Genomic DNA, 22881 nt, shown 5'->3' with positions numbered 1-22881 from the left:
GTCTACCGTTGCCCGGGCGGGCGCAACATCAAGGTCACTTATTGGAATGCGCGCAATGGCCAGAGTTTTGCGCTGATGAACGTACAAGGCGTACCGACGCTGCTGGTGAGCACCATGTCTGCCGATGGCGTGCGCTACCAGTCGGGTTTCATCACCTGGTGGAACAAGGGCCGGGGCGGCGATCTGTACGATGCGCGCGTCGATCCCAATCGCCCCGTGCTCGCGGGCTGCATGTCGTTACGTTGATCGAAAGAGCGTGCAGGCGCGCCGCTATGCGCGCCTGCCTGACGCCGCTGACCAGGTTGTTGCACGACCAGCGGGTGGGTGCTGGCTACGCTCCGTCAGCGGGTTTTACTCACGGCGTTGCGCCAGAGCAATTGCTTGGCGCAGGCTTGCCGGCGAAGCGATCTGTCATCCAGTTCACCGCCTCGATCGCGCTGTCGCTGCCGATGAAACCGTGATGCACGCCTGGGTACTCGGTGTATTGGACCTGGCTGCCTGCGCGGCAAAGACCTTGTACGTACGACTCGGTGACGGCGGGCAGCACAAGGCGATCGGCAGCCCCCTGGGTGATCAGCACGGGAATGTTCGCCGGCACGTTGCCGGCCTGATTCGCGGCGAGCAGGGATTTCCATGGTTCAATGGCGGTGATGTCTTTCACCGAGAGGAACTGCTGCTGCAGCGGGCGCTGCGAGTAATGCCGTTCCACCATGTCGAGCACCGACTCGATGCATTCGTTGGAAAGCGCATCGACCGCCGGCATGGCTTCCGACGCAACCACCCGGGCGATGGGCGCGCCATAGACGCGCTGCCACGACCAGAGCGTCATCGCGGTGACGTTGCGGCCGCCATCGGTGTCCGCGTCTTCGCGCAGCAGCCGCTTCAGGTCAGTAGCCGGCGCGGCAGCCGCGACGCCCACCAGCTTCAGCTCCGGCGCGTAGGCGCCGCTCAACATGCCGGTGAACAATGCAGCCTGGCCGCCCTGCGAGTGGCCCCATACGGCGTACTGCCCACCGGCCTGCGCGCCAGGCATCTGCCGCGCCGCGCGCACGATGTCGATCACGGCGCGTGCTTCGCTGTCGCCTACCAGATACGGATGCGGACCCTCCGTGCCCAGGCCCGGATAGTCGGTGGCGGCGACGATGTAGCCATGCCGCACCATGTCGCGCAGGCCCATCATGGTCTGGAATACGAAATGCGCTTCCGACGGCGCGCAGCGCGGGACTACGCCACTGGTGGGGTGAGCCCACGCCACGATGGGCCGCCCACCATCGGGCGCGACGCCCTTGGGAATGACGATGACGCCGGAAACAGCGATGGGTTCGCCATGCACGCCCACCGAGCGATACAGCACGCGCCAGGCGCTCGCACCGAGGGGTGCGCCGTCCATCGGTTCCATCCGGATGATGGAGCCGGGCAGGCCATCCGCCTGCGGGCTTTCGATGTTGTAGAACGCTGCGCCGGCATGTGCGACGTCGCCACCGGGGCCACTCCACATCGACAGGCCTGCGACTGCAAGCACGGCCAGGGCGACGGCGCCGGCCAGTTTTCCGCGACGCTGCATGCTGCTCATATCAGCGCCATCGCCCAGGTGATGAAGGCCGTGTTGACCACGGTGAACACCATGCCGAGCAGGAACAGGCCATCGGCCACGTATTCCAGTCGATGATTGCGCTTGCGGCTGCGCGTGCGCAGCGCCCAGTAGGAAACCAGCGCCGAAAGCAGATAGATCATTGTATTGATGGTCAGCAGGTCATCGCCGAGCACGTCCTCGCTGCGCAGCGTGACCACCACGCGGAGAATGCCGACCACGGTGAGGCACACGCCGACCATGACCGAGGACGAGGTGAAGATATGCACGCAGATGTCGTCGTCGAGCGCGCGTCGGCGCCTGTCATCGGCAAGGGCGTGAGCGGGGAGCGCGTGTCGCAGCAGGTTCATGGGCACGTAAACGGGTTGGCATGGCCTGGCATTGTGTGGAGGCGGGGCAAGGCCCGCTTTCCGGTTCGCCGTCGCCTTTTCGAAAACGAACGATGCGAAGCCTGTTGTGGACTTGAGCGTGGGCATGCATACAATGCAACGTATCAATCCATACATTGGAAACGGTCGATGGCCAAGGTCCGCCAGCTGAGCTGGACCCCCCGATTGCCAGCCAATCGCGGTCCCATGTACCTCGCCATTGCCGACGCCATCGGCGAAGACATTCAGGCCGGCCGCCTGTCGTCGGGAGACCGCCTGCCTCCCATTCGTGCACTTGCAGACTGGCTGGGCATCGACTTCACCACGGTCACCCGTGCCTACGCCGAGGCGGCGCGCCGCGAACTGGTGGACGCGGAAGTGGGGCGTGGCACCTTTGTGCGCAAGCGGGCGCTATCGCCGCCGCGCGCCGTCACCGTGGGCGCCGTGGAGATGAGCATGAATCATCCGCCCGCCTTCCACGACGCCGCCTTGCTGGCCCGCATGTGGAAAGGTGCGCGCGAGGTCGAGGATCGCGGCGCGGAGCTGCTGATGCGCTATCAGCCTCCGGGAGGCGGGCCCCACGATCGCGATATTGCCGCGCACTGGCTGGCTGCACGCATCGATGGCTCCACGGCGGAACGCACGCTGGTGACGTCGGGCCTGCAGGGCGGACTGCACTCCGTGATGAGCATGCTGTTGGCGCCGGGTGACACGTTGGCGGTCGAATCGCTGACCTACCCGGGCGTGCGTGCGCTGGCGGCCTTGTTGCGCATCCGCCTGGTCCCGGTCGCGATGGACGAGCACGGCGTGCAGCCCGATGCTCTGGATGCCGTCTGCCAGTCGGCGGGCCCCAAAGCCTTTTACTGCATGCCCACACTGCACAACCCGACCACCATCACGATGCCGCTGGCGCGTCGCGAGGAAGTGGTCGCGGTAATGCGCCGTCACAACCTGCCCATCATCGAAGACGAGGACTACGGTTCGCTGCCAAGCCAGCGGCCGCCGCCGCTCGCCGCGCTGGCGCCGGAGCTGACGTACCACATCGCCGGACTGTCCAAGTGTCTGTCGCCGTCGCTGGTCGTGGCTTTCGTGCTCGCGCCGGACGCATGGTCGGCCGCACGCCTCACCTCGGTCATGCGCGCGACGTCGGGTACGGTGTCGTCGTTGAGTGCTGCCGTCACTTCACGCTGGATCGAGGACGGCACTGCCGCGCAGGTGGTCAAGGCCATTCGCGACGAGGCGTTGGAACGCATGGGCATTGCCGGGCGCATGTTGCCGCGCTCCCAGCTGATCATGCCCGAAGAGGGTTTTCACGTCTGGCTGCGCCTGCCCGAGCCCTGGACCAGCGGCGAGTTTGTCGGTGGCCTGCGTCACGCGGGCCTCGGCGTCGTCGGGCACGAGGCGTTCAGTGTCGGTCCGTCGCCCGAGGCGGTGCGTCTTGCGCTGGGTGCATCCGCCACACGCGAACAATTGAAGAGCGGACTCGGCATGGTTGCCGATCTGCTGGTTCAGGTGCCCATGATGTCCTCGACCTTCATGTGATGGTCTAGGACATCAACTGGTGCGTGGCAAATGCAAGTTGTGAATGCTTGCGCCGCCAACGGGCTCCGCGTCGTCAGCAAGGCTGTGTAAGTGCTGGCGACGCCACAGGTTCGGCGTAGTGCCGGTAAAGCGCTTGAATACCGTGGTGAAGTGCGCCTGGGTGCAGAAGCCTACTTCCAGCGTCACATCGATCAGTGCGCGGCTGTTGGTCGCCAGCAGGCTCTTGGCGCGATCGATACGACACTGCAACAGGTAGTCGTGCGGACGTTGCCCCGTCGCAATGCGGAACTGCGCCGCGAAGTGCATGGCCGACAAACCCGCCGCACTCGCCATGTCGGCCAGCGTGATGGAGCCACTCAAATGGTTCTGCACATAGTCGTGCACGCGCTGCAGGCGCCAGCGTGGCAGGGCGATGCGTCGAGGCTGGTCACCGTGCAGCTGCGCCTGCGCCAGCAGGTGGAAATAGCGCGTGATGATGGGCGTAGCCACACGTTCGGCATACTGCCATCCGCACATCTTGTCATCGGCAGCGAGCAGAGCGCGTCCCAGCTGCTCGATCACGGCGTCCTGCGCTACGTGGGTGATGGCGGGGGCTGGGATCAGATGCAACGAGTCCGCCGCCACCGCCATGCGCCGTACGAACGCTTCGGACAGGTGCAGATGCAGGATCTCGCAGGGCGACTCGAAGCGCGCATGCAACTGTTGACCCGGTGCGCTCATATGGAAGCTGCCGGAGCGCCACTCGCCGTGATGGACGTCCTGCGCATCGGCGCTCAGTGCGAGCTGCGTCGGACGCATGAAGATGCTCGCCACGTAATAGCCACGCGGACTCTGCGCGTTGTATTCGCGCGGCGCCGCGCGATGATCGGACCAATGCGAGGCGATCACCGGTTGCCCGGATTGCTCGACATCCATATCCAGTTGCCGCCAGGTCCGCTCGCGGTGGATCGCGGCGGCGTGGCGTACTGCGGGTGCCGTCACGGGACGGCACCCGCGGGTGCGATTTATTGAAGGCAGCGCCCGCTGTGCGTTGAACTGATGCATCCGTCCATTCCTCCCACGGTGGACAAGCCATCGGAACCCCTGACTGCCTTGGGCCATTGATCGGATCAGTGTTGCAAGGCGTGCGCATCGTATGCATACAATTTTCGATGGTCAACTGGTAGTTTGGCCTATGTCGCAAGCGTATGGTTAATTAATTGGCTGATTATGTTTGAAATTGTGCGTTTTCATGACGTAGAGCATACGCACGGGTATGGTTTTTTAGCCTTGATGATTGTATGCATTCTCCCTTCGAGAGGCTGTGCTCCCAGGCCAAATGGATCGCGCAGGGCGACCCGGGGTGATGCTTCCGGCCCGGTGGAAACGGCTTTGCCTCACGCCCAGCCGTGCGTTTTCGAAACAGCGCGGCACGACCGAGGCGACGTCAGCGAACTGGGCCCCGCCGGCAGGCGCGGCGACAGGTAGAGCCACGCACCTACGCCAATTCGCAATCAGCGCACCTTCGGCGGCGACACTTCTGCCGCTCTCTTGTCCTTCGTTTTGTCACGCAAGGGGAAAAGCACCATGGCCGCCGCCATGGCAAGCGCACAACCGAGAGCGGTTTCCCAGGCTCGCGCCAGCAATACCGTCACCGAATGCTCGCCAGACACCGCCATCGTCACCATCAGCGCGAACGCGAATGCAGCGCATGCCACGTCATAGCGCTCGGGCAATGCCATCGCATAGACGATCATCGCCAGCGATGCTGCGCTCCATAAAAGCATCGGCTCATGTTGCGCCAGGGGAAGGCAGGCCAGTCCAAGCGGCACGCCAATCAGCGTGCCGACAATGCGGTGCCTGATGCGTAGCCGTGTGCCGCCTGCGCTACCGGCAACCACATACACGCATGCCGTGATCGCCCAGACGGATTCCAGCAGGCCCACCGTGGCGTCCAGACCCACCACGATGATCGATGGAACGGCGGCCTGAAGCCCAAGCGCCCACGGCATCGACAACGCGCGGAACCGCGATGCTGTCGGCGGCAATGCCGGAGACAGTACAGGCCGCTCCGCCGGTCCGCTCAACAAACGCGGAACCATCGCCGAAAGCATCGCAATCAGTACGGCGATGCCAATCGCCGGCAGGTCACCGGGGGTCAACTGCGCATTGCATGCCAGCAGCTGGCCGATATAGATCTGCGAACCGATGCCAGCACCGGAAACGCCATAGCGCCTGAGGTAGCCAGCCAGAAAGGCCCCGGCGACAAGCACTATTTTCGGCCACGCTTGCCCATGCAACTGAAGCCAGGGCGCGGACAGGGCAAACGTCGCAGCACCCAGCGCGCAGGCAAGGCAAAGCAGCATCAGGTCGCGGCTGGATTGCCAGCGGGAGGAGCGCGCTTCGGAAACGCTGGCCCATAGCGCGATGTTTCCTGCCAGCGCGCCAACGGCCATGCCGGCGGGCACGTCGATGGAAATATCCTTCAGTGTGCCAAGCGCCTCGGCGAGACCATAAGCCGTAACCAGCCTCAGCCCCTTGATCCGGCGATGTGCGCCGGGGTCGATACGCTCAAGCCAGTGATTGAGCCACGCCAGGATCGCGGACATGGACATTCCATCCGGTGGTCATGTGAGCGCTGTCGCGTGATTCGGTCTGTTCACGTCACGCACGCCCGCTGCAGCGACAGAAAGCGGGTGATCGCCGCGGTAAAAGCGGCGGGCGATTCGATATTCATCAAATGGCCACCCGGGATGATTTCAAGCGATGCGCCGTGGATGCCGCGCCTCAGCAACTGTGCGTCACTCAAGGGAGCCAGGCGATCTTCATCGCCGCCGATGACCAGCGTTGGCTGCCGGATGTCGGCCAGTCGACGTCGACCGTCGTAGGCAAGGAGTGCATCCAGCAGGCGAAGCCAGTCCTCGGTCGCCTGATGATCGGTCGGGTCATCGACATAGGCGAGATAGGGCTCCGCTTCGGCACTGGACAGAAAGCCCAGCGAAAACAGCCACGGAACAATCAGAGCGTACATCTGCTCGGGGCTTGCTCCACGGCGGTACAGCGCACCCAACGCAACCAGAAACAGGTGAGCCTGCGGATTGACCGTCGCGAACGTCGCCGACAGCACGAGTTTGCTCACGCGCTGCGGGAAGGCATGCGCCATGGCCTGGGCCACCGTGCCCCCCAGTGAAAAGCCGATGACGTGCGCGCTGGCGATGCCGGCTTCGTCCAGAACGTCCGCCATATCGCCGGCGAGCTGGTCGATGGAAAACAGGTTTGCCGATCCACGCGACAAACCCGAGCCCCGCAGGTCGACAGCAAGCACGCGGTAGTCCTTGCCGAGCACGGTTTGTTCCGTAGTCCAGAATTTGGCGTCGCCGCCCAGGCCATGGATGAGCATCACTGCTGGCGCATCGCGCCCGGGGCCGTGCTCAAGCCAATGGACACCGCGTCGGGATGTGTGCGATGTGGGCACGATCTTTCCTCGCTAACCTTTGCTGTGGCCGTTGCGACTCGCGCCACGGCGGCCTCGCCAGCAAGCCACGATAGTGCTGACAACCCACGCGCACTTGCAGATCGCCACGGCCAGTTTCCAATTCGCACGGCGCGCGCCGGCCTGCACCCGCGATCGATGTGGCGGACGGGTTATCCGCGGAAAATCTCATCCAGCCAGCCACACGCTTCCTGGCCAAGGCGACGGCGGTTGTTGACTTGCACGTGACCATCCGCCCCGGTCGTTTCATCGAGCAGCACAAATTCCTTTAGTTTGGATCGGATCTGCTGGTGCCATTCATGTGCCTGGGCCGCAAAGACCGGTGAGTCGCCGGCGCCAAGAATCGAAAGGAACGGAACGTGGACCAGTGAGGGGTCCGCGACCATGCCTTCCGTTTTGGCAATGAAATCCTCCGGCGAAGATGCGCCAGCTTTCCACAGTGTCATCGTGCGCGCGCGCACCGCGGCAGGGGAGGGCGCGGCCCTGGCGGCGCCAGCCAATGCCGATTTGACCGAAAGCGCAAAGAGCTCCGCTGGACTTTGGAAGGGCGTGCTGGCAATGACCGTTGCCAGACGCGTTTCGTGACCCGCGGCACGCGCAACAAAATATCCGCCAAGGCTCAAGCCAACGAGTGCGATTCGGCCGGGCACCGCAGCGAATCGCGCAATCAGCGCATCGATCACTGCGGAGATGGGCTTTTCTGCGTCGGCGCGCCAGTGAAGACCGCTCGCCTGCGTGATGCCCTGGCCGGGAAGATCGACGAGCGCAACCGAATACCCGCGCTCGAACAGATGGCGGCCGATAGTGAGAAAAAGATCCTCAAAACACGTATCGGCGCCGCCAATGATCAGCACCACGGGCGCTTCGCTGTCCGCGTTCTGCAAATAGACGCCTGGTAGCTGCTTGTCTTCAAAGGGCACCTGAAAGAACGTTGCCGGCATGGCCAGTTCAGACATCGCGGCAGCAAACGCGGCCTGGTGCTTTGCATAGAGTGAGGCGAACTGCGGACCCGGGGCCGCGAATTGCCAGGCGGATCGGTAGCTGGCGAAAGCCTGCAGCCGCGCCTCGCCTGCGGCACGCTTCCATCCGCGCTGCTTCCAGCGATCCGCCTGCCTGCCCAGATAGTCACCATAGCTACCGAACGCGGCCACCCAGCTGTCGCCAACGCCGTCCTCGATCTGGGATGCCACGTAAAAGGCCTGGCCGATATCCAGGCCACCGGCCGGGCCCCATCCAAGGGCGGCGACGAAGAACATATCCATGTCAGGGTCGGCGAAGTGATAGCGCTGACCCAGACGCTGGTCGGGTCGCGGTGAATCGTTCGATGTGCGCATGTCGTCTCCGGGCGCCGTGGGCGCTAGCGGTGGGGATGCGTCATCATATGAGCGTTGCTCACATTAGTGGACTCGCCTTCCTGATGGGCAGGACGATCGGCGCAAACGTAGGCGTACCAAGGCCTGCGAGCGGAGATTGAGCTGGGAGCGACGGCCCATGATTCGAGCGCCTCAGGTTTCGAGCCAGACTCGGCGCCCGATAGCCGTGCTCAACCCGGCTTGCCGTCCCTGCGATGCGTTGCGTAGATCCAGATCGACCGGGCGACCCATGGCATCAGCACGATGAGCCACAGCGCGCCGGCCAGCAGATACCCGGTGGCGGGCTGTCCCGTGCCGTCCGCGGCGACGCGGACCACGGCGGTGATTTGCATGCCGACGAAGGCGATCCATGCCACCGGAACCATCGCCAACGGTCGACCCGAGTGGCCGTGGGTGACGCGGGTCACCATGGCGACCAGCATGGACGCAAAGAAGCCGATGGTAAGGGCATGCAGCGGTGCATGCGCCATGCCACTGTTGCCGTGCCACGCGATGAGCACGCTGTCAGCAGTGAAGAATGCGAACGCTAGCGGCAGCCACGCCAGCGCAATGTAGAGCACGGCGAGCAGGCCGACGTGACGTGCGCGCCAAGGTTGCCATGCGAGCCACTGCCCAAGAAACAGGAAGGTCAATGGCGCATCGGCAAGCCATCGCCACGAAGGAACGTCGAGGATATCGCAAGCGAGATGAGCGAACACCAGCAGCCACATGGCCGCTAAAACCCAGCGCGGGCGCACGACGCGGTAGTTCGAAATCACGTTGCCGGAAAAGAATGGCACCATGCGATGCGCCACGGTGACATAGGTCGGCAAAAGAAAACCGAACGTGCCCATCTCCACCGAGGCATGCATAAGCGCAGCCGGTGCGCCGCACGCAAAGGCAAGCGCCAGGGCCAGGCCGATGCCACCCATGCACAAAGCCGCGTGGCAGGAGGCCGCCCAGGCATCGAACGGGCGGTGTCGAAGCAGACGAATGCCGAGCACCGTCAACGCGATCAGCCAACCTGCCAGCATGGCTGCCATGCCGAAGGGCAGGAGTCGAAGCCATCCGCTCTGGGCTACCAGCACGGCGATACCGCCGCCCAGCATCAGGCCGAAGATACTTCCGTAGATGGGCCTGGCGATCTCCGGCTGATTCATCCAACGCGGGAACACCGTCAGCACGAATCCGAACACGAACGGTGCGAACGAGGCGTACTGCATGAGAAAGCCGTGAGCCCACGATGCAGGCATCGCTTGCGGCGCGAACGGCGCCCCGAAGTGGACGGCCATCAGCGCGCAGGTCCACCAGACCATGTTCGCCAGCAGGGCAAAGGCCCCGATCAGGAACATGGCACGGTGCGGCGCATGCAAGAAAGTGAGCAAGGACGCATTTGTGGACAGCGAGGCCGATGATGTGCTGTTCATACGCGTGATGCCTCGCGGTTGAGATTCGATCGGCGTGAAGCGCGTCGCCGCCTCTGCGAAGCGCTACGCGAGACGGCGTTGGCAAACACAGCTTCCAGCAATCCGTGTGGAAGTTCGAAGCTGTCGGGCGATCCCGGATTGACCGCGATACCTATTGACGCCTTTGCGGCCTGGATCACCCATGCCAGCGGCATGGAGAGCGTGGCCCGGTAGGCAGGGTGTTCGTGCCGGGCGCGGACGGCACGCTCCGCGGTGGTGAAAACGGCAATGAAGGCTCCATGTTTGGCACCGGAGAGCACCACCGGCCGGGATGTCCATGCAAGACCTGTCGCTTGGGAACCATCACGCAGGGCCAGCGTCACTTGGGCAGTAAGCGCGTGAGGCCAGGCGTCAGTGGGCGCCATGGCACCGTGTTCGAACAGCATCAGCAGGGGCAGGGCATCGTGCCTGGAGAAGGTGAACTGGCGCATGGTGGCAACCCTTTCTGTGCGACGTGGTGTGGATCAGCCGTTGGTCGGCGGGTGGGCCAGTGTGCCGCCGAGCGTGTCCGCGTAGCCATGATTGACGTCGCGGTGACCGGCTTCGTCCTGGCGCACCGCTTCCACCACCTCGCGCAGGCGCGCATCGGCGGGCAGGTTCCAGTAGGCGATGGCGATGTCCGGCGCCGGCACATTCGCGATATGGCACGCGTCGATCTCGGCGAGGTAGCGCGTATAGCTGACGACGGCCTCTTCCTCGAAGTAGCCCACCAGGCGGTGTGCCGTCTTCGACGAGGCGATGTAGAGCAACAGGAAGAAGGTGAAGAAGAGCGCCTGGGCGATCAGGACGAGCGCGCGTTCAAACCAGTTGGGCTTGGCGATCTGGCCAAACGCCAACCGATTGGCGGGACCGGAAATCGTCGAGGTAGCCCGGTAGCTTGCGCTTTCGAATAGGCGCTACGCCCTAGCCGGCACCGCCTCCCGCGTGGCCTTGGAAAAAGTGACGAACAACGCGCTGATACAGCTCAGGGCACCGCCAAGCATGAGCGACTCTGTGAGGCCGACGTGGTCGACGACCAGGCCACCGGCGAACGAACCGCACGCAATCGCAACCTGAGCCGTGCAGACAAAGAGCGAGCCGACGTTGTCCATGCGGCTTGGCGCTGCGTCGAACACCAAGGTCTGCGTTGTGATCGGCAGCATGCCAAACCCCAGGCCCCAGAGGACGACGCAGGCCACGGCTGCCACCGTCGAGTGGCCAAGCCATGCCAATGACAGCACAGAGCCACCGATGACGAGGCCGGTGAGCGTGACGGAAAAGCGCAGGTGCCTGGAGCCCAGCCAACCGCCCAGCAGCGTCCCTGCAAAGCTGGCCACGCCGTAGGCCAGCAGCACACCGCCGACCTCGCTGCTGGGGACATGTGCCACGCGATTGAGGAATGGAGCGATGTACGTGTAGGTGCCAAATTGCGCGACGAACATGGTGAGGGTCAGCAGCAAGCCACGTCGAAGCGGTCGCAGCCGCAGCATGGCCATCAATTCTTTCGCGCTTCTGTCGCCATCGGGAGGCACCGGGGGGAGCCAGGCCGCCAGGATGACGAAGACGCCAGCAGCCATCACCGCACAGGCACCGAACGCCCATCGCCAGCCCAGAAGGTGACCGAGCACCGCACCCGCAGGCACGCCCGCCACGGTGCCAATGGATACGCCCGATAGAATGATGGAGGCCGCTCGCACGCCGTCCGCACCCGGGCGTAGACGCTGGCCCATGGATACGCCAATCGACCAGAACGACCCGATGGCCGCGCCAATCAGTGCACGCGCCGTGAGCAGCAACGCCACGTGGGTCGATAGCGCAACCATGGCATTGGAAAGACCGAGTACGCCAAGAAGGGCCATCAGCACGTGGCGACGATCGGCGTGGCCAAAAAGCGTTGATGTGCCAAGCGCCGCAAAGGCCGCCACGACGGCTGGCATGGTGACCAGCAAGCCCGCCTCGCCCTCGGTGATGGCGAGATCGTGTGCGATGTGTGGCAGCAGGCCCACCGGAAGAAACTCGCTGGTCACCAAGGCAAAAGCGCCGACGGCCACCGCGACGACGGCTGACCAGGGTGAGGCCGCGGCAGGCGGTGCCGATTGACGCATAGCGTTCATGGTTTGGTCTCGTGCTCTTTAGAGGCGCTGCCTTCGGCAGCGGCCCAGAAATTCAGAGGATCTGGGCGGGCAGGGCCTCAGCCCCTTTCTTGATGCCCGCCTTGGCGGAATTGAGCTTGCCTACGCTCGCCCGCACGTCCTCGGCGGACGGGTACTCGTATGAAATGAATGATCGAAGCAGGTGCTGGGTGGAGCTGTCATAGACCTCCACCGCGTAAGTGACCGAGCCCAGTGTGCGTTTCTTTTTGTCGCGCGCCTGGTCGTGTGCGCCGGCGGCCGCGCCGACGGGTTGAAGTTGACTCATCAGGCCGAGCACGGGATCACTGCTTGATGCTCCGAGAAGCGTCACATGCAAGCGAAGCGCGGAAGCAGAGGGCGCTGTTGCCGTGACGTAGTTCGACTGCAGCGCGGTGCGAATAGCGGTGTCGAGATCGCTCGCCAGCTCTTGCCGCTCGCTGGTGCTGAGGCTGCCGAATTCGGCGTCGGAACCACCATAGACCACCACGTCGTCAACGATTACCTCGCGATAGTGGGTGAGGTCGGCCCCCGGCGCGCGATAGGTGTACGGCACATGCCCCGTGTCGTCCTGGGTGTTGGCCGTTAACAGGCTGGAAGAATCAAGGTCCGCGAACGAATGAGCACTGGCCGGCACACCCACCAAGGCTGAGCCGAAGAGCAGAGCCGTCGTTCCGAGGCGGAGAAAACGGGAGGCACGTTGGCGTGCGGGCATTGCATCGACCTGACGCTTGATGGGTTGGCTCCTGCGCACGGGGCGCCTTGTGGTTCTTGAATGGCGTCCATGATATGAGCATCGCTCATGTTTGTTGACTCGCCTTCCGGACCAAGGTTGGACTCCATTATTTTAGTTATAAATCAGTTGCTTGAGATGGTTTTCAGCCCAAGAGGACTGGGTTGTGACCTGCTTCCCTCAGGTTCCTCGGCCATCGCCCTGACCGGGACGCCCGGGTTGGATCCGAGGTGGGTGCTCTTGCGTGATGAGCGCCCGGCATGGCGGGCAAAGGGCGCTTGCTTCGACGAACGGATGCCGCGATTGACTGGGAACACGGAGCAAGGCAGGCATGGCGTCACGTGATCGGAGTGGCGTCCGCCGTCGCCTCACTTCTTCAGATAGGCCTTGGGTGTGCAGCCCTGCATCTGCCTGAAGAACGCAATGAACGTACTGTCGCTCGAAAAGCCCAGTTCGCCGGTGATATTTGAGATGGACTCGCCGGTGACCAGCAACTCGATCGCCCGCAGCAAACGCCATTGCTGGCGCCATTGCTGATAGCCCATGCCGGTATCGCGCTGGAAAATGCGGCCGATGGTCTTGCTGGTAGCACCGACATGTCTGGCCAGTTCCGCCAGTTCCGGTGGAAGCGCATCAGGCCGGCTGGTGAAACTGGCAAGGCGGCGGTCCCTGGGTATGGGGAGCAGCATGGGCTGGCGTGGTGCATCAATAATTTCATGGATGCACAAGCCGATAAGATGCCGATCGCGGTCGCCACTCCACGGATGATCAAACGCTGCCAGGGCCATCGGCTCAAGCATGGCGCCGAGCAAAGCGCTGACGTCAATGACGCATACAGTCGTCGGTAGTCGAAGGCAAAGGGCGGCGTCGAACCAGAGCGAGCGGTAGTCCACCACCTGTCGCATCACGGCGCGATGGCGCACGTTGGCTGGAATTCACGCGGCGCGTGACGGTGGCAGCAGGCATAGCTACTCGTCCAGGGTGATGCGGATGCAACCCTCACGGGCAAACAGCAACTGCCCGCGGGCGTGGCAATGAAGTCCGGAATCGTGATCGGCCAGCGTGGAGGCGCAGCCCACGACCGGTGCGGAGAAGCTGTCCGGATCAAAGAGTGCGTCGGCGGCTAACCAGGCCATGCCGACATTGTCCGGTTTGCCGCATTTTCTGTCCAAATTCCGTGAGACCAGACAGACGGGCCAGCCGAGAATGCCGGGCTTGCGGAGGTACCGTCATGGACAACAAAAATTTCTTGCCGTTGGCGATCGCGCTACTGATGTTTCCCCAGTTCGCGCAGACCCTCTATAGCCCGGCCCTGGCCGACTTCGTCCAGCATTTTGCCGTGGCCCCGGGACTGGCGGCGCAAACCTTGACCGTCTACTTCCTGTCATTCGCCTTTGGCGTGGTCGGCTGGGGCTGGCTGTGTGATCGGTCGGGGCGTCGCGTTGCGATGCTGTTGGGTCTGGCGGTTTACGCGGCGGCTACGGTGATCGCCCTTTGCGTCACTACGTTCCAGGGCCTGCTCGTCGCCCAGGCGCTTGCCGCGTTCGGCGCTGCCGTCGGGTCGGTCGTGACACAGACGATCTTGCGCGACCGTTTTTCCGGCGCTGCGTTGATCAAGGTGTTCTCCGTGGTGGGCATGGTATTGGCCCTGAGCCCGGCCATTGGCCTGTTGTCGGGCGCTGCCTTGGTGCACGCGTTCGGCTATCGCGGCGTGCTGTGGTGTCTGCTGGTGCTGGCGGCGGCGTTGCTCGCATGGAGCGCAGGGGCGCTGCCCGAGACGCGGTGCCACATCAAGACAAAGGTGTCGGTGCGCGAAACGTTCCAGTTGCTGATACGCAACACATGCGTTTGGAAATCGGCGGTGCTGGTGACGGTCTTCAATGTCGCCATGTATGGCTACTACGCGCTCGGTCCTTTCATTTTCCAGCAACTGGGTTTCGACAACTCGGCCTACGGTGCAAGCGGCATTCTGCTGGCGCTCGGATCGTCGCTTGGCGCGTGGAGCAGCCGGATTTTCAGCAAGGCTGGCGTACGTGCTGAAAACTTGCTGGTGTTCAGCGCGGTGCTGGTCTTGGGTGGCGGCATCGGGGTGCATGCGCTGCTGCACAGCGCATGGTTTATTGCACCCATGATGCTGGTGGTTTTCGCCTTCGGCGTGGCCATTCCCCATGTGCTCGGAAAGGCGCTGTACGCCTTCAGCGATCGCCTCGGCACGGCGGGTGCGCTGTTTGGCTTGATGTACTACCTGATGATCGGTGCGGGCATGTTGCTTACCGGCTGGACGCAATCGCTGGGTGGCACGCTCCTCGTCTGCGGTGGCGTCGCCTTGCTGCTCAGCCTACGTGTAAGGCCTGAGTGCAGCGCCTCGCCCGTGCCTTTAGAAAAGTTGGACCGCTAATCGACAAGCAACCCATGTCCACCGGCCCTACGTTCGCCCCCTAACCGGGCAGGTCTTCCAGGTGCCCGAATGGAGGCGACAACATGGCATCACCCGTCATTTCCGCAACCGTGCGCGCACCGTTCGTGCCCGTCTGTCAGGGCTACACGCCGGCCCCGCCGGTACGCTGCGTGTCGTGGCTCTCCGTCATCGGGGCCATTGCCTGCGCAAGCGCCGCCCTCAGTGGCTTCGCCTTGGTTGCTCTGTACTGGTTTGATGCCATCGTGAGGATGGGCGCATGACCCAGCGAATCGTGACGCGCGCTCAAGCCACGACCCGTGGCAGCCGCTTCTATTTCACCGGCAACCCGTGCCCCGCCGGGCATACGGCCAAGCGCCGGACATCCAGCAGCGCATGCACTGCGTGCGAGCTATCGCGGTCCAGGCGGTACTACCGCGAGCGTAAGGACGCGGAAGCGGCCAAGCGCGGAACGCCGGCGGCGGAAGGAAGGGTGCACGCATGATCGCTGCCGACCCGGAATTGGTTGCCCTGTTTGTGGCCATGCTTGAAGAACGTGACGCGCAGCGAAGCGCGACACCGACTGCACCACCCGACGAGCCATCAGCGGAGATCCCCGAGATCCACTGGTACGACGAGATTCACCCCAGTGCCGCTGATTGCAGCTCAGGCCGGTGTCGATGCCACGTACTTCTCGATCAGTTCGACAAGTTCCAGCTCAATGGCTTGTCGTGGCACATCCACGTTGGGCTGGATAAGTAGGCCGCGGAAAACGCCGCTGACCGCATGCGTCAACACGAACGCCTGGGCTGGCGTCAGCTTGCGCCGCGAATCGTGCTCCGCGCCGTGTTCATGGGTCATCTCGTTGGTGAGCGCGGCCATCATCGGCAGGAGCCGGTTGGATGTGCCCTGTGACAGGGCGTGGATCAGAAGCTTGCGGTGCACCTTCGAGCGCCCGCCATAGGCCTGCCCGATAGCGCCGAAAATAGCCAGGAGTCGCTCGCGCGAAGACTGGTTGGGCGCGGCGCGGTAATTCGACAGGATGCGGTCCGCTAGCCCGCCGATCTCGCGGTCGGCCAGTTCCTTGAGCACTGCGGGCTTGCCGTCGAAGTATTGATAGAGCGTGCCGATGCTGACCCCGGCGCGCTCGGCGATGGCGTTGGTGGTCAACGACTCGATCTCGCCTTTGTCCAGCAGTTGGATGGCCGCTTCCAATATGAGGGCGACCTTCTCCTGCGACCGCTGTTGCAGCGGTCGGCGGCGTTTAACTGCTTGAGGCGGCGGCTCTTTCTGCTTCATGGGTAAGCCCTGGGAACGCGAGTCCTCAAATATGAGCATTGCTCATATGATGGATATATCCCGCCCAACAAGGGCGACTGCACACCCCCCTGAGGATATCTCCCATGGCTCCGATCTTTGTCGGCGGCTCGCGGCCGCCTGCCATCCACACGCACGCACGTTTTCCCCGCTTGACCCCACTGGCACTGATTCTTGGCGCGTTGCTTCCGCTGAGCCCTGCCGTTGCCCAGACGATCCACCTCTCGGGCGCCCAGGGTGCTTACGCCAACAACGCGACAGGCCAGGCCGGGACGGACGGCCAGGGCGACGCCAGTCATCCGCAGGACGGCAGTGCGGCACCGAGCGTCCCGGCAATGGACGTCACCTTGTTGAGTGGTGCCACGCTGACTTCGAGCGGTCTGACGCCGACGCTGAGCCTGTCGTTGACGGGCGGCGTCGGTGGCAACGGCAACTCGGTCGCCGGCGGCAACTACGGCCCCGCCGGCGGCAATGGCGGCATCGGAGGTGCGCCGGACGAGTTGAGCTTCACGAGTCAGGTCGGCACCACGATCACGAGCGACGCCACGGGCTTGGCCGCTGTTTCGCTGGTGAGCACCGGTGGCGTGGGTGGTTACGGCGGCTACTACACCGGGACCAACGGCGATCCGGGCAAGGCCGGCGCAGGCGGCGCCGGTGGCGAAGTGACGGCCAATCTTTCGGGCAGCATCGTGAGCTCGCACGGCTGGTCAGGAACCACGCCGGGAACGACCGCCCTGGTGATGTCGTCGATCGGTGGCGATGGCGCCGGTTTTGATCCATCCATGGGCACCTCGGGCACGGCGCAGCATTCGGTGGGTGACGCCACGGCCAACGCTGGCGCGGCCGGTGGTGATGGTGGCACGGTTTCGCTCACCACACAGACGGCGAGTTTCGAGTCCCAGGGCACCGCGATCGCATTGCTTAGCCAAGGTGGCCAGGGAAGCAATGGTGTGTCTGCTGTTGCGTATGGCGGCACGGCAAGAGGTGGCAACGGTGGCATCGGGGGTACCGGCGGCACGGTCACGGCGAACATCGCTGGCGAAGCGAACAGCAACTCGTGGCTCATCTCTGCCGTGGGCTCGCCGCAGGCGGCCCAAGGCAACTCATTCAATCTGCCCAACAACAACGGCACCGTCGAAACGTCCTTCCTCAGCGCCGCCGTGTCCGCGCAGTCGTTTGGCGGCAGCGGCGGCAACGGCGGTGGCAGCAGCGGCGGCACGGCATACGCCGGCACCGGCGCCAAAGCCGGTGACGGTGGCGCGGTCAGCCTGACGCTCGGCGACATCAACGTCACCACGAAGGGCTACACCACGCCGGCGTTGCTTGCGCAGAGCATCGGTGGTTCGGGTGGCGATGGCGCCGACGCGGGTTCCGTGTTCAAGGCTAAAGCGGGCAACGGTGCAGATGGTGGCAACGGCGGCAATGTCGTCGTCCAGACCTACTCGACGGCAGCCAGCGGCGACACACAAGCCTCCATCACGACCAACGGCCATGACTCCAGCGCCATCGTGGCGCAGAGCATCGGCGGCGGCGGCGGCGCGGGCGGCGACGCATCCGCCAACGGCGTGGCCGGCGGCATGTCGGTCGGCGGCAACGGCGAGCAAGGTGGCCTCGGTGGCACGGTGACGGTGGTGAACGGCCAGGCCGCCAATGGCACCACGATGCCTGGCGCCGTGATCCTGACCAACGGAGATCGCTCCGATGGCATCTCGGCGCTCAGCGTGGGTGGTGGCGGTGGCTCAGGCGGCAACGCGTCGACCTTTACGGCCGGTGTGTTCACGATGACCGTTGGTGGCACCGGCGGCAAAGGCGGCGATGCTGGCACGCGCGGCACGCAGCAGGTGAATGCGATCAACAACGGCGTCATCCAGACCAACGGTGCGCACTCGATCGGCATGCAGGCGCTGGCCGTCGGCGGCGGCGGTGGTAACGGCGGTTCGGCCAGTTCCATCGAAGGCGGCGCGCAGCTCGATGTGACGCTTGCCGTCGGTGGTGCAGGTGGCTCGGCGGGTAACGCCGGCGACGTGTACTCAACCAACAATGGTCAGATCCTCACGCAGGGAACTGATGCCTTCGGCATGCAGGTGCTGAGCGTGGGCGGTGGTGGTGGCAACGGCGGCGCGAGCAAGGCGGCGGCTTACCAACTGCTCAACAGTGGTGAAGTGCCCTCCCTGGATTTCAATCTGTCCATCGGTGGCCAGGGCGGCGGCGGTGGCGATGGCGGCAACGTCTTCGGCGCCAACAATGCCTCCATCGTCACCAGCGGCGCCGGTTCGCATGGCCTGGAAGTGCAGAGCATCGGCGGCGGTGGTGGCAACGGTGGTGATTCGAGTTCCACCCAGACGAGTACGAAGGGCTCCAACATCAACGTCAACCTCGCCATCGGTGGCGATGGCAAAGGCGGTGGTTCTGGCGGCCAGGTGAATGCCACGAACACGGGCCTGATCTGGACCATGGCTGGCGACAGCGATGCCATCTTCGCGCAGAGCGTGGGTGGCGGCGGTGGTAACGGTGGCACGGGTTACGCCGATACCTCGCAGTTCGCCGACAACAGCGGCAAGGGCGGCCAGTTGGAATTGGCGGTGGGCGGCAGTGGCGGTACGGGTGACACGGGCGGCACCGTGACGGCAACCAACGCCGCGGGCGCCACGATCATCACGATGGGCGACAGCGCTCGCGGCATCTTCGCGCAGAGTATCGGCGGCAGTGGCGGCAACGGTGGTGGCGGCCAGAGCAACGGCAGCTCCGGCACGCTGGATGCCCGCGTTGCCGTGGGTGGCAATGGTGGCAGCGGCAATACCGGCGGCTCGGTGACGGCGAACAATGCCGGCACCATCGTGACCGGTGGCGGCGATTCCGCGGGCATCTACGCCGAAAGCGTGGGTGGTGGCGGTGGCACTGGCGGCAAGGCAGCGACCGGCGGCGGCAACGATCCGCAGACGCAGATCTTCAACTACCTGCAGACATCGCTGCCCAGCGTGGTCCAGACCTACAGCAACAAAACCGACGGCTTCGTGCCCGACGCCGCGCAACTGTTCGACAAGGGCGTGAACTGGACCGTCAACCTGGTCAAGGGTTACTACCAGGACAACGCTGCCAATGGCGCGAAGCCCCCGACCAGCGGCGCCGGTGGCGGCGACCTGAATGTGACGCTGACGGTGGGTGGCGGCTTTGCCGGTAAAGGCGGTTCAGGCGACACGGGTGGCGATGTCACGGTCAACAACCTAGACACGGGCGCGATCCAGACGCTTGGCCCTATGTCCGATGGCATCTTTGCGTTGAGTGTGGGTGGTAGCGGTGGCGATGGCGGCGCGGTAGCTGCTTCCAATAACACCGATAGGGACGCCGCCAAGCTCAATATCTCGATCGCCGTCGGCGGTCGCGGCGGTACGGCGGGCGATGGCGGCACCGTGTCGGTGATCAACAACGGCAGCATCGCCACTGCGGGTAGCGATTCGTTGGGCATCTTCGCCGGCAGCTTCGGTGGTGGTGGTGGGACCGGTGGCGTCACGGCGACCAGCGTGTTGAACGGCAACAACACGGTTCAGACCGTTAACGTCGAGATGGGCGGCGACGCCGGCGCTACGGGCGACGGTCACGACGTCACCGTACTCAGCGTACCTGCCGTCAACCAGGCAACGCCGGCGGTCGTGTCGACTTCCGGTTCCTACGCAGCAGGTATTGGCGCCATGAGCGTGGGTGGAGGCGGTGGCCTAATCACGCTCAATGGCACGGCGCCTGACCCAGTGACGGGTGGTGCGGTGAGCACGGGTGGCCTGCAGATGACTGGCTTCCAGATCGCCGGCAAAGATCAGGCTGTGGTCTGCGGCGGCCAAACGTTGGCGGCGTGCGGCAACGGCGGCAATGTCACGGTGACAGCACAGAAAGTGCAGACCTCGGGCCAGGACTCGCCAGGCGTCGTAGTGCAGAGCATTGGCGGTGGCGGCGGCTGGGTGCAGGGCATTGCATCCAACGCCCAGAATTACTTCAGCGGCAGCAACGTGAATGGGACCTCCGGCGACGGCCACGATGCAACAGTCAACGTGCAGAACAGCATCTCCACGAGTGGCAATGGTGCATACGGCGTCATCGCACAGAGCATCGGCGGTGGCGGTTTGCTCGGAGGCGACCTGTCGAGCGCGACGAGTTCGGGCGCGTTCACCCCGGAAACGCCCAGCTGGCTGACCAAGGGCAGCATCGGCAATGGTGGCAACGTGTTGGTCAACGTGCCAACGGGAGCGACTGTCACCACCTCGGGCGCCAACGCCATCGGCATCTTCGCGCAGAGCGTGGGCGGTGGCGGCGGCCTGGTGGCCAGCGAAAGCACCGCGTACATGGGCACGGCCGGCGGCAACGGTACCTCGGGCAGTATCACGGTCAATGTCGATGGCCGAGTGAGCACCAGTGGTTCGAGCTCCACTGCTGTCTTCGTCAACGCGGATGGCAGCACGGCATCGAGCGATGCTGCGGCTCTGAACGTGACGGGTCGAGTTACGGCGACCGGATCGGGAGCGAGCGCGGTCATCTTCAACAGCAATGCGTCCAGCAACACCGTGACCAACTCGGGACTCATTGGGTACGACGGGACGTTCGGTAGTGCCATCGTTGCCGAGCGCGGCAACATCGACGTCACCAATGCGGCGACGGGCACGCTGTACGGTCGACTGAACCTCGGCGCCGGCGGCACGCTGACGAATAACGGCACCTGGGCGCTTACTCCGGGGACGATCAACAGCGCGGGCTCCTTTGACAACGAAGGCACCATGATTGTCGGCAAGGGCGCAACGCCTGCCACATTGGGTGCAGGCACCCTGCTAGATGGCTACCTGATCCTGAATGGGACGCTGAGTACCTACGTCGACTTCGCCAAGCAGGCGGCCTCGGAGCTGTACGCTGAGAATGGCGCAAGCCTCGTCGGCACGATCCAAATCAACCCGATCACGATGGCGCCAAACACCGTGGCGATCCTCGATGTGCCCAAGAACCTCTCCACGGGTGCGTACAAGGTTGTCGACGGCTCGAGCTACCTCTACCAGTACGCCACGTCGTGGAACAATGGCGAGCTCTCGGTGACACCACAGGCGAAGCTGGCGAGCGCCGCACAGGAGGGTGGGCTTTCGCGCAACGAGCAGCAGTTGGCCAACCATCTACAGGCGAACTTCGACGCCGGTGTTACTTCGCTATCGCCACTTTACACCGTGCTCGCCCAGGTGAAGGACCCGACGCAATTCGCGGCGACGCTTAACGGTCTCGGCGCAGAGTCGCTCCAAATGGTGGGCGTGGCTCGCATTAATGCGAGCGAGTCGTTCGTCAACCGCATGAATGCCTGCCCCAATAATGGCGACACGCCGGCGGACCAGCGCGAGCACGACTGCGTATGGGGTCGCGTGACGGACCAGGCGAGCAATGCCGAGGGTGATAGCGACGGGTACCACCTGAACGAACACGTGGTGCAAATGGGAGGTCAGCACGAGTTCGCCGACGGCTGGTGGGTGGGCGGTTCGGTGGCCTACAACAACGGCAGCGAATCGGCCGCGAGCGGCGTGGGTGGTGTCACCGACCACGGCGTCAGCATCGGCGGCGTCGTCAAGCGCGAGCTGGGTAATTGGACGTTCACCGGCGCGGTGGATGCCTCGCAGGGCACCTATCAGTCGGCTCGCAACCTGCAGCTGGTCGACCAGCGTATCCAGGCTACGGGCTCGTTCGACGGAACCAATATTGGCGTGCACTCGCGCATCGCTTACCTGTTCTCCGATGACGGCTGGTATGTACGCCCATATGTCGATCTCCACCTGGTCAACGTGCACACCGACAGCTTCCAGGAAAATGATGCCGGCGCGATTGGCCTGAAAGTAGCAGCAGGTAACGGGACGGTCTTTGCGGCGACGCCGATGGTGGAAGCCGGCAAGCGGTTCACCTTTGACGATGGGGCGCAGCTGTGGCCATCCATTGGTGTCGGGCGGGCCTTCTACAGCGGCAACAGCTGGAACACCAACATGCGCCTCGCCGGCGCGTCGGACAGCGTCGGCTCCTTCAACAGTGAGTTCGATGCGCCGAGGCAGATGAACCAGTACAGCGCCGCCTTGAACTTGAAGCTCAACGCGCACTCGGATCTTCGCCTGGATTACACCGGGCAGTTCGGGCACGGCTATCGGATGAATGAGGGCGCGCTGAAATACACCTACTTCTTCTGATCACGCCGCAGTCGCGCCATGACGAGTGGGCAGCAATTCCCGCGCGTTGTTGCTCTCAGCGCAACCCGGGCGGAAGCACATATGCATGGAAGCAATCGAGCTAGCAGCCAAGAAAAGAGCCTTCTCGATAGCCGTCCGTGGCGCGATTAGGGCGCGTTATCGGGGGTAGGGATCGGCGGCCTCCGACCCCAAGCAGATCTTCGATCGGCGCTTCGAATGGATGTCTTCTTAAAGCATCGCTAGTCGTGGTGGGCGCTAGCTCGACTCGGCAAGTTAATCGAGATCAGCCCAGTGATGCCTTTCAGCCATTCTTTTCATGGCAGTTGCGGGCCCTGCTTCCAGA

At 64.0% G+C, this 22881-nt stretch carries 19 protein-coding genes; 5 read left to right on the top strand and 14 right to left on the bottom strand.

Annotation, left to right across the window (positions count from 1 at the left end; translation table 11 throughout):
- A partial coding sequence (locus tag VFG49_RS11850) for an MliC family protein (protein WP_324860714.1) occupies window positions 1-246 on the top strand: 246 nt, incomplete at its 5' end.
- A 109-nt stretch (window positions 247-355) separates the two neighbouring features.
- Here the strand turns inward: VFG49_RS11850 and VFG49_RS11845 are convergent.
- Together VFG49_RS11845 and VFG49_RS11840 are read right to left on the bottom strand one after the other, a co-directional pair.
- A complete protein-coding gene (locus tag VFG49_RS11845) occupies window positions 356-1573 on the bottom strand; it encodes an alpha/beta fold hydrolase (protein WP_324860712.1) in 1218 nt (405 codons plus the stop codon).
- Window positions 1570-1941: a hypothetical protein gene (locus VFG49_RS11840; RefSeq protein ID WP_324860710.1), complete on the bottom strand. Its 372-nt coding sequence runs from the start codon at window positions 1939-1941 to the stop codon at window positions 1570-1572. The genes VFG49_RS11845 and VFG49_RS11840 overlap by 4 nt, the downstream gene beginning before the upstream one ends.
- Before the next feature lie 168 nt (window positions 1942-2109).
- On the opposite strand from VFG49_RS11840, the gene VFG49_RS11835 reads away from it, so the two are divergent.
- Window positions 2110-3501 (top strand): PLP-dependent aminotransferase family protein, encoded by a 1392-nt coding sequence (locus tag VFG49_RS11835; protein WP_324860708.1) that lies wholly within the window; start codon window positions 2110-2112, stop codon window positions 3499-3501.
- Between the two features lie 12 nt (window positions 3502-3513).
- Here the strand turns inward: VFG49_RS11835 and VFG49_RS11830 are convergent, their stop codons facing one another.
- From VFG49_RS11830 to VFG49_RS11780, 11 genes are all read right to left on the bottom strand, one after another.
- Window positions 3514-4482 carry an AraC family transcriptional regulator gene (locus VFG49_RS11830; protein WP_324860706.1) on the bottom strand — a complete coding sequence of 323 codons (969 nt, stop codon included), beginning with the start codon at window positions 4480-4482 and terminating at the stop codon, window positions 3514-3516.
- Between the two features lie 512 nt (window positions 4483-4994).
- Window positions 4995-6089, bottom strand: coding sequence for an FUSC family protein (locus VFG49_RS11825; protein ID WP_324860704.1), 1095 nt, complete (start codon window positions 6087-6089; stop codon window positions 4995-4997).
- A 50-nt stretch (window positions 6090-6139) separates the two neighbouring features.
- Window positions 6140-6880: an alpha/beta hydrolase gene (locus VFG49_RS11820; protein WP_324860716.1), complete on the bottom strand. Its 741-nt coding sequence runs from the start codon at window positions 6878-6880 to the stop codon at window positions 6140-6142.
- A 245-nt stretch (window positions 6881-7125) separates the two neighbouring features.
- A complete protein-coding gene (locus VFG49_RS11815) occupies window positions 7126-8307 on the bottom strand; it encodes an alpha/beta hydrolase family protein (RefSeq protein WP_324860702.1) in 1182 nt (393 codons plus the stop codon).
- A gap of 209 nt (window positions 8308-8516) precedes the next feature.
- Entirely contained in the window at window positions 8517-9752 is a 1236-nt protein-coding gene (locus VFG49_RS11810) for an NnrS family protein (protein ID WP_324860700.1), read from the bottom strand.
- Window positions 9749-10222, bottom strand: coding sequence for an SseB family protein (locus VFG49_RS11805; protein ID WP_324860698.1), 474 nt, complete (start codon window positions 10220-10222; stop codon window positions 9749-9751). The genes VFG49_RS11810 and VFG49_RS11805 overlap by 4 nt, the downstream gene beginning before the upstream one ends.
- Before the next feature lie 33 nt (window positions 10223-10255).
- The gene (locus VFG49_RS11800) at window positions 10256-10627 is read right to left on the bottom strand and encodes an alternative oxidase (RefSeq protein ID WP_324860696.1); all 372 of its coding nucleotides are present in this window, start codon (window positions 10625-10627) and stop codon (window positions 10256-10258) included.
- A 60-nt stretch (window positions 10628-10687) separates the two neighbouring features.
- On the bottom strand, window positions 10688-11884 hold the full coding sequence (locus tag VFG49_RS11795; RefSeq protein ID WP_324860694.1) for an MFS transporter: 1197 nt from the start codon (window positions 11882-11884) through the stop codon (window positions 10688-10690).
- A 52-nt stretch (window positions 11885-11936) separates the two neighbouring features.
- Entirely contained in the window at window positions 11937-12614 is a 678-nt protein-coding gene (locus VFG49_RS11790) for a DUF3313 domain-containing protein (RefSeq protein ID WP_324860692.1), read from the bottom strand.
- A 386-nt stretch (window positions 12615-13000) separates the two neighbouring features.
- Entirely contained in the window at window positions 13001-13555 is a 555-nt protein-coding gene (locus VFG49_RS11785) for a helix-turn-helix domain-containing protein (RefSeq protein WP_324860690.1), read from the bottom strand.
- 45 nt (window positions 13556-13600) lie between these two features.
- Window positions 13601-13768, bottom strand: coding sequence for a hypothetical protein (locus VFG49_RS11780; RefSeq protein WP_324860688.1), 168 nt, complete (start codon window positions 13766-13768; stop codon window positions 13601-13603).
- 95 nt (window positions 13769-13863) lie between these two features.
- Here VFG49_RS11780 and VFG49_RS11775 point away from each other — a divergent pair, with 95 nt between their 5' ends.
- Both VFG49_RS11775 and VFG49_RS11770 read left to right on the top strand, forming a co-directional pair.
- Window positions 13864-15030, top strand: a complete 1167-nt coding sequence (locus VFG49_RS11775; protein ID WP_324860686.1) for an MFS transporter — start codon at window positions 13864-13866, stop codon at window positions 15028-15030.
- Window positions 15031-15113: 83 nt separating this feature from the next.
- A complete protein-coding gene (locus VFG49_RS11770) occupies window positions 15114-15311 on the top strand; it encodes a hypothetical protein (protein WP_324860683.1) in 198 nt (65 codons plus the stop codon).
- A 382-nt stretch (window positions 15312-15693) separates the two neighbouring features.
- Here VFG49_RS11770 and VFG49_RS11765 read toward each other — a convergent pair whose 3' ends face one another.
- Window positions 15694-16326, bottom strand: a complete 633-nt coding sequence (locus tag VFG49_RS11765; RefSeq protein WP_324860681.1) for a TetR/AcrR family transcriptional regulator — start codon at window positions 16324-16326, stop codon at window positions 15694-15696.
- Window positions 16327-16430: 104 nt separating this feature from the next.
- On the opposite strand from VFG49_RS11765, the gene VFG49_RS11760 reads away from it, so the two are divergent.
- A complete protein-coding gene (locus VFG49_RS11760) occupies window positions 16431-22538 on the top strand; it encodes a hypothetical protein (protein WP_324860679.1) in 6108 nt (2035 codons plus the stop codon).
- Window positions 22539-22881: the final 343 nt, after the last annotated feature.

The organism is Dyella sp. (genome assembly GCF_035685885.1).
GTDB lineage: Bacteria > Pseudomonadota > Gammaproteobacteria > Xanthomonadales > Rhodanobacteraceae > Dyella.
This window is presented reverse-complemented; position numbering and strand designations above follow the sequence as displayed.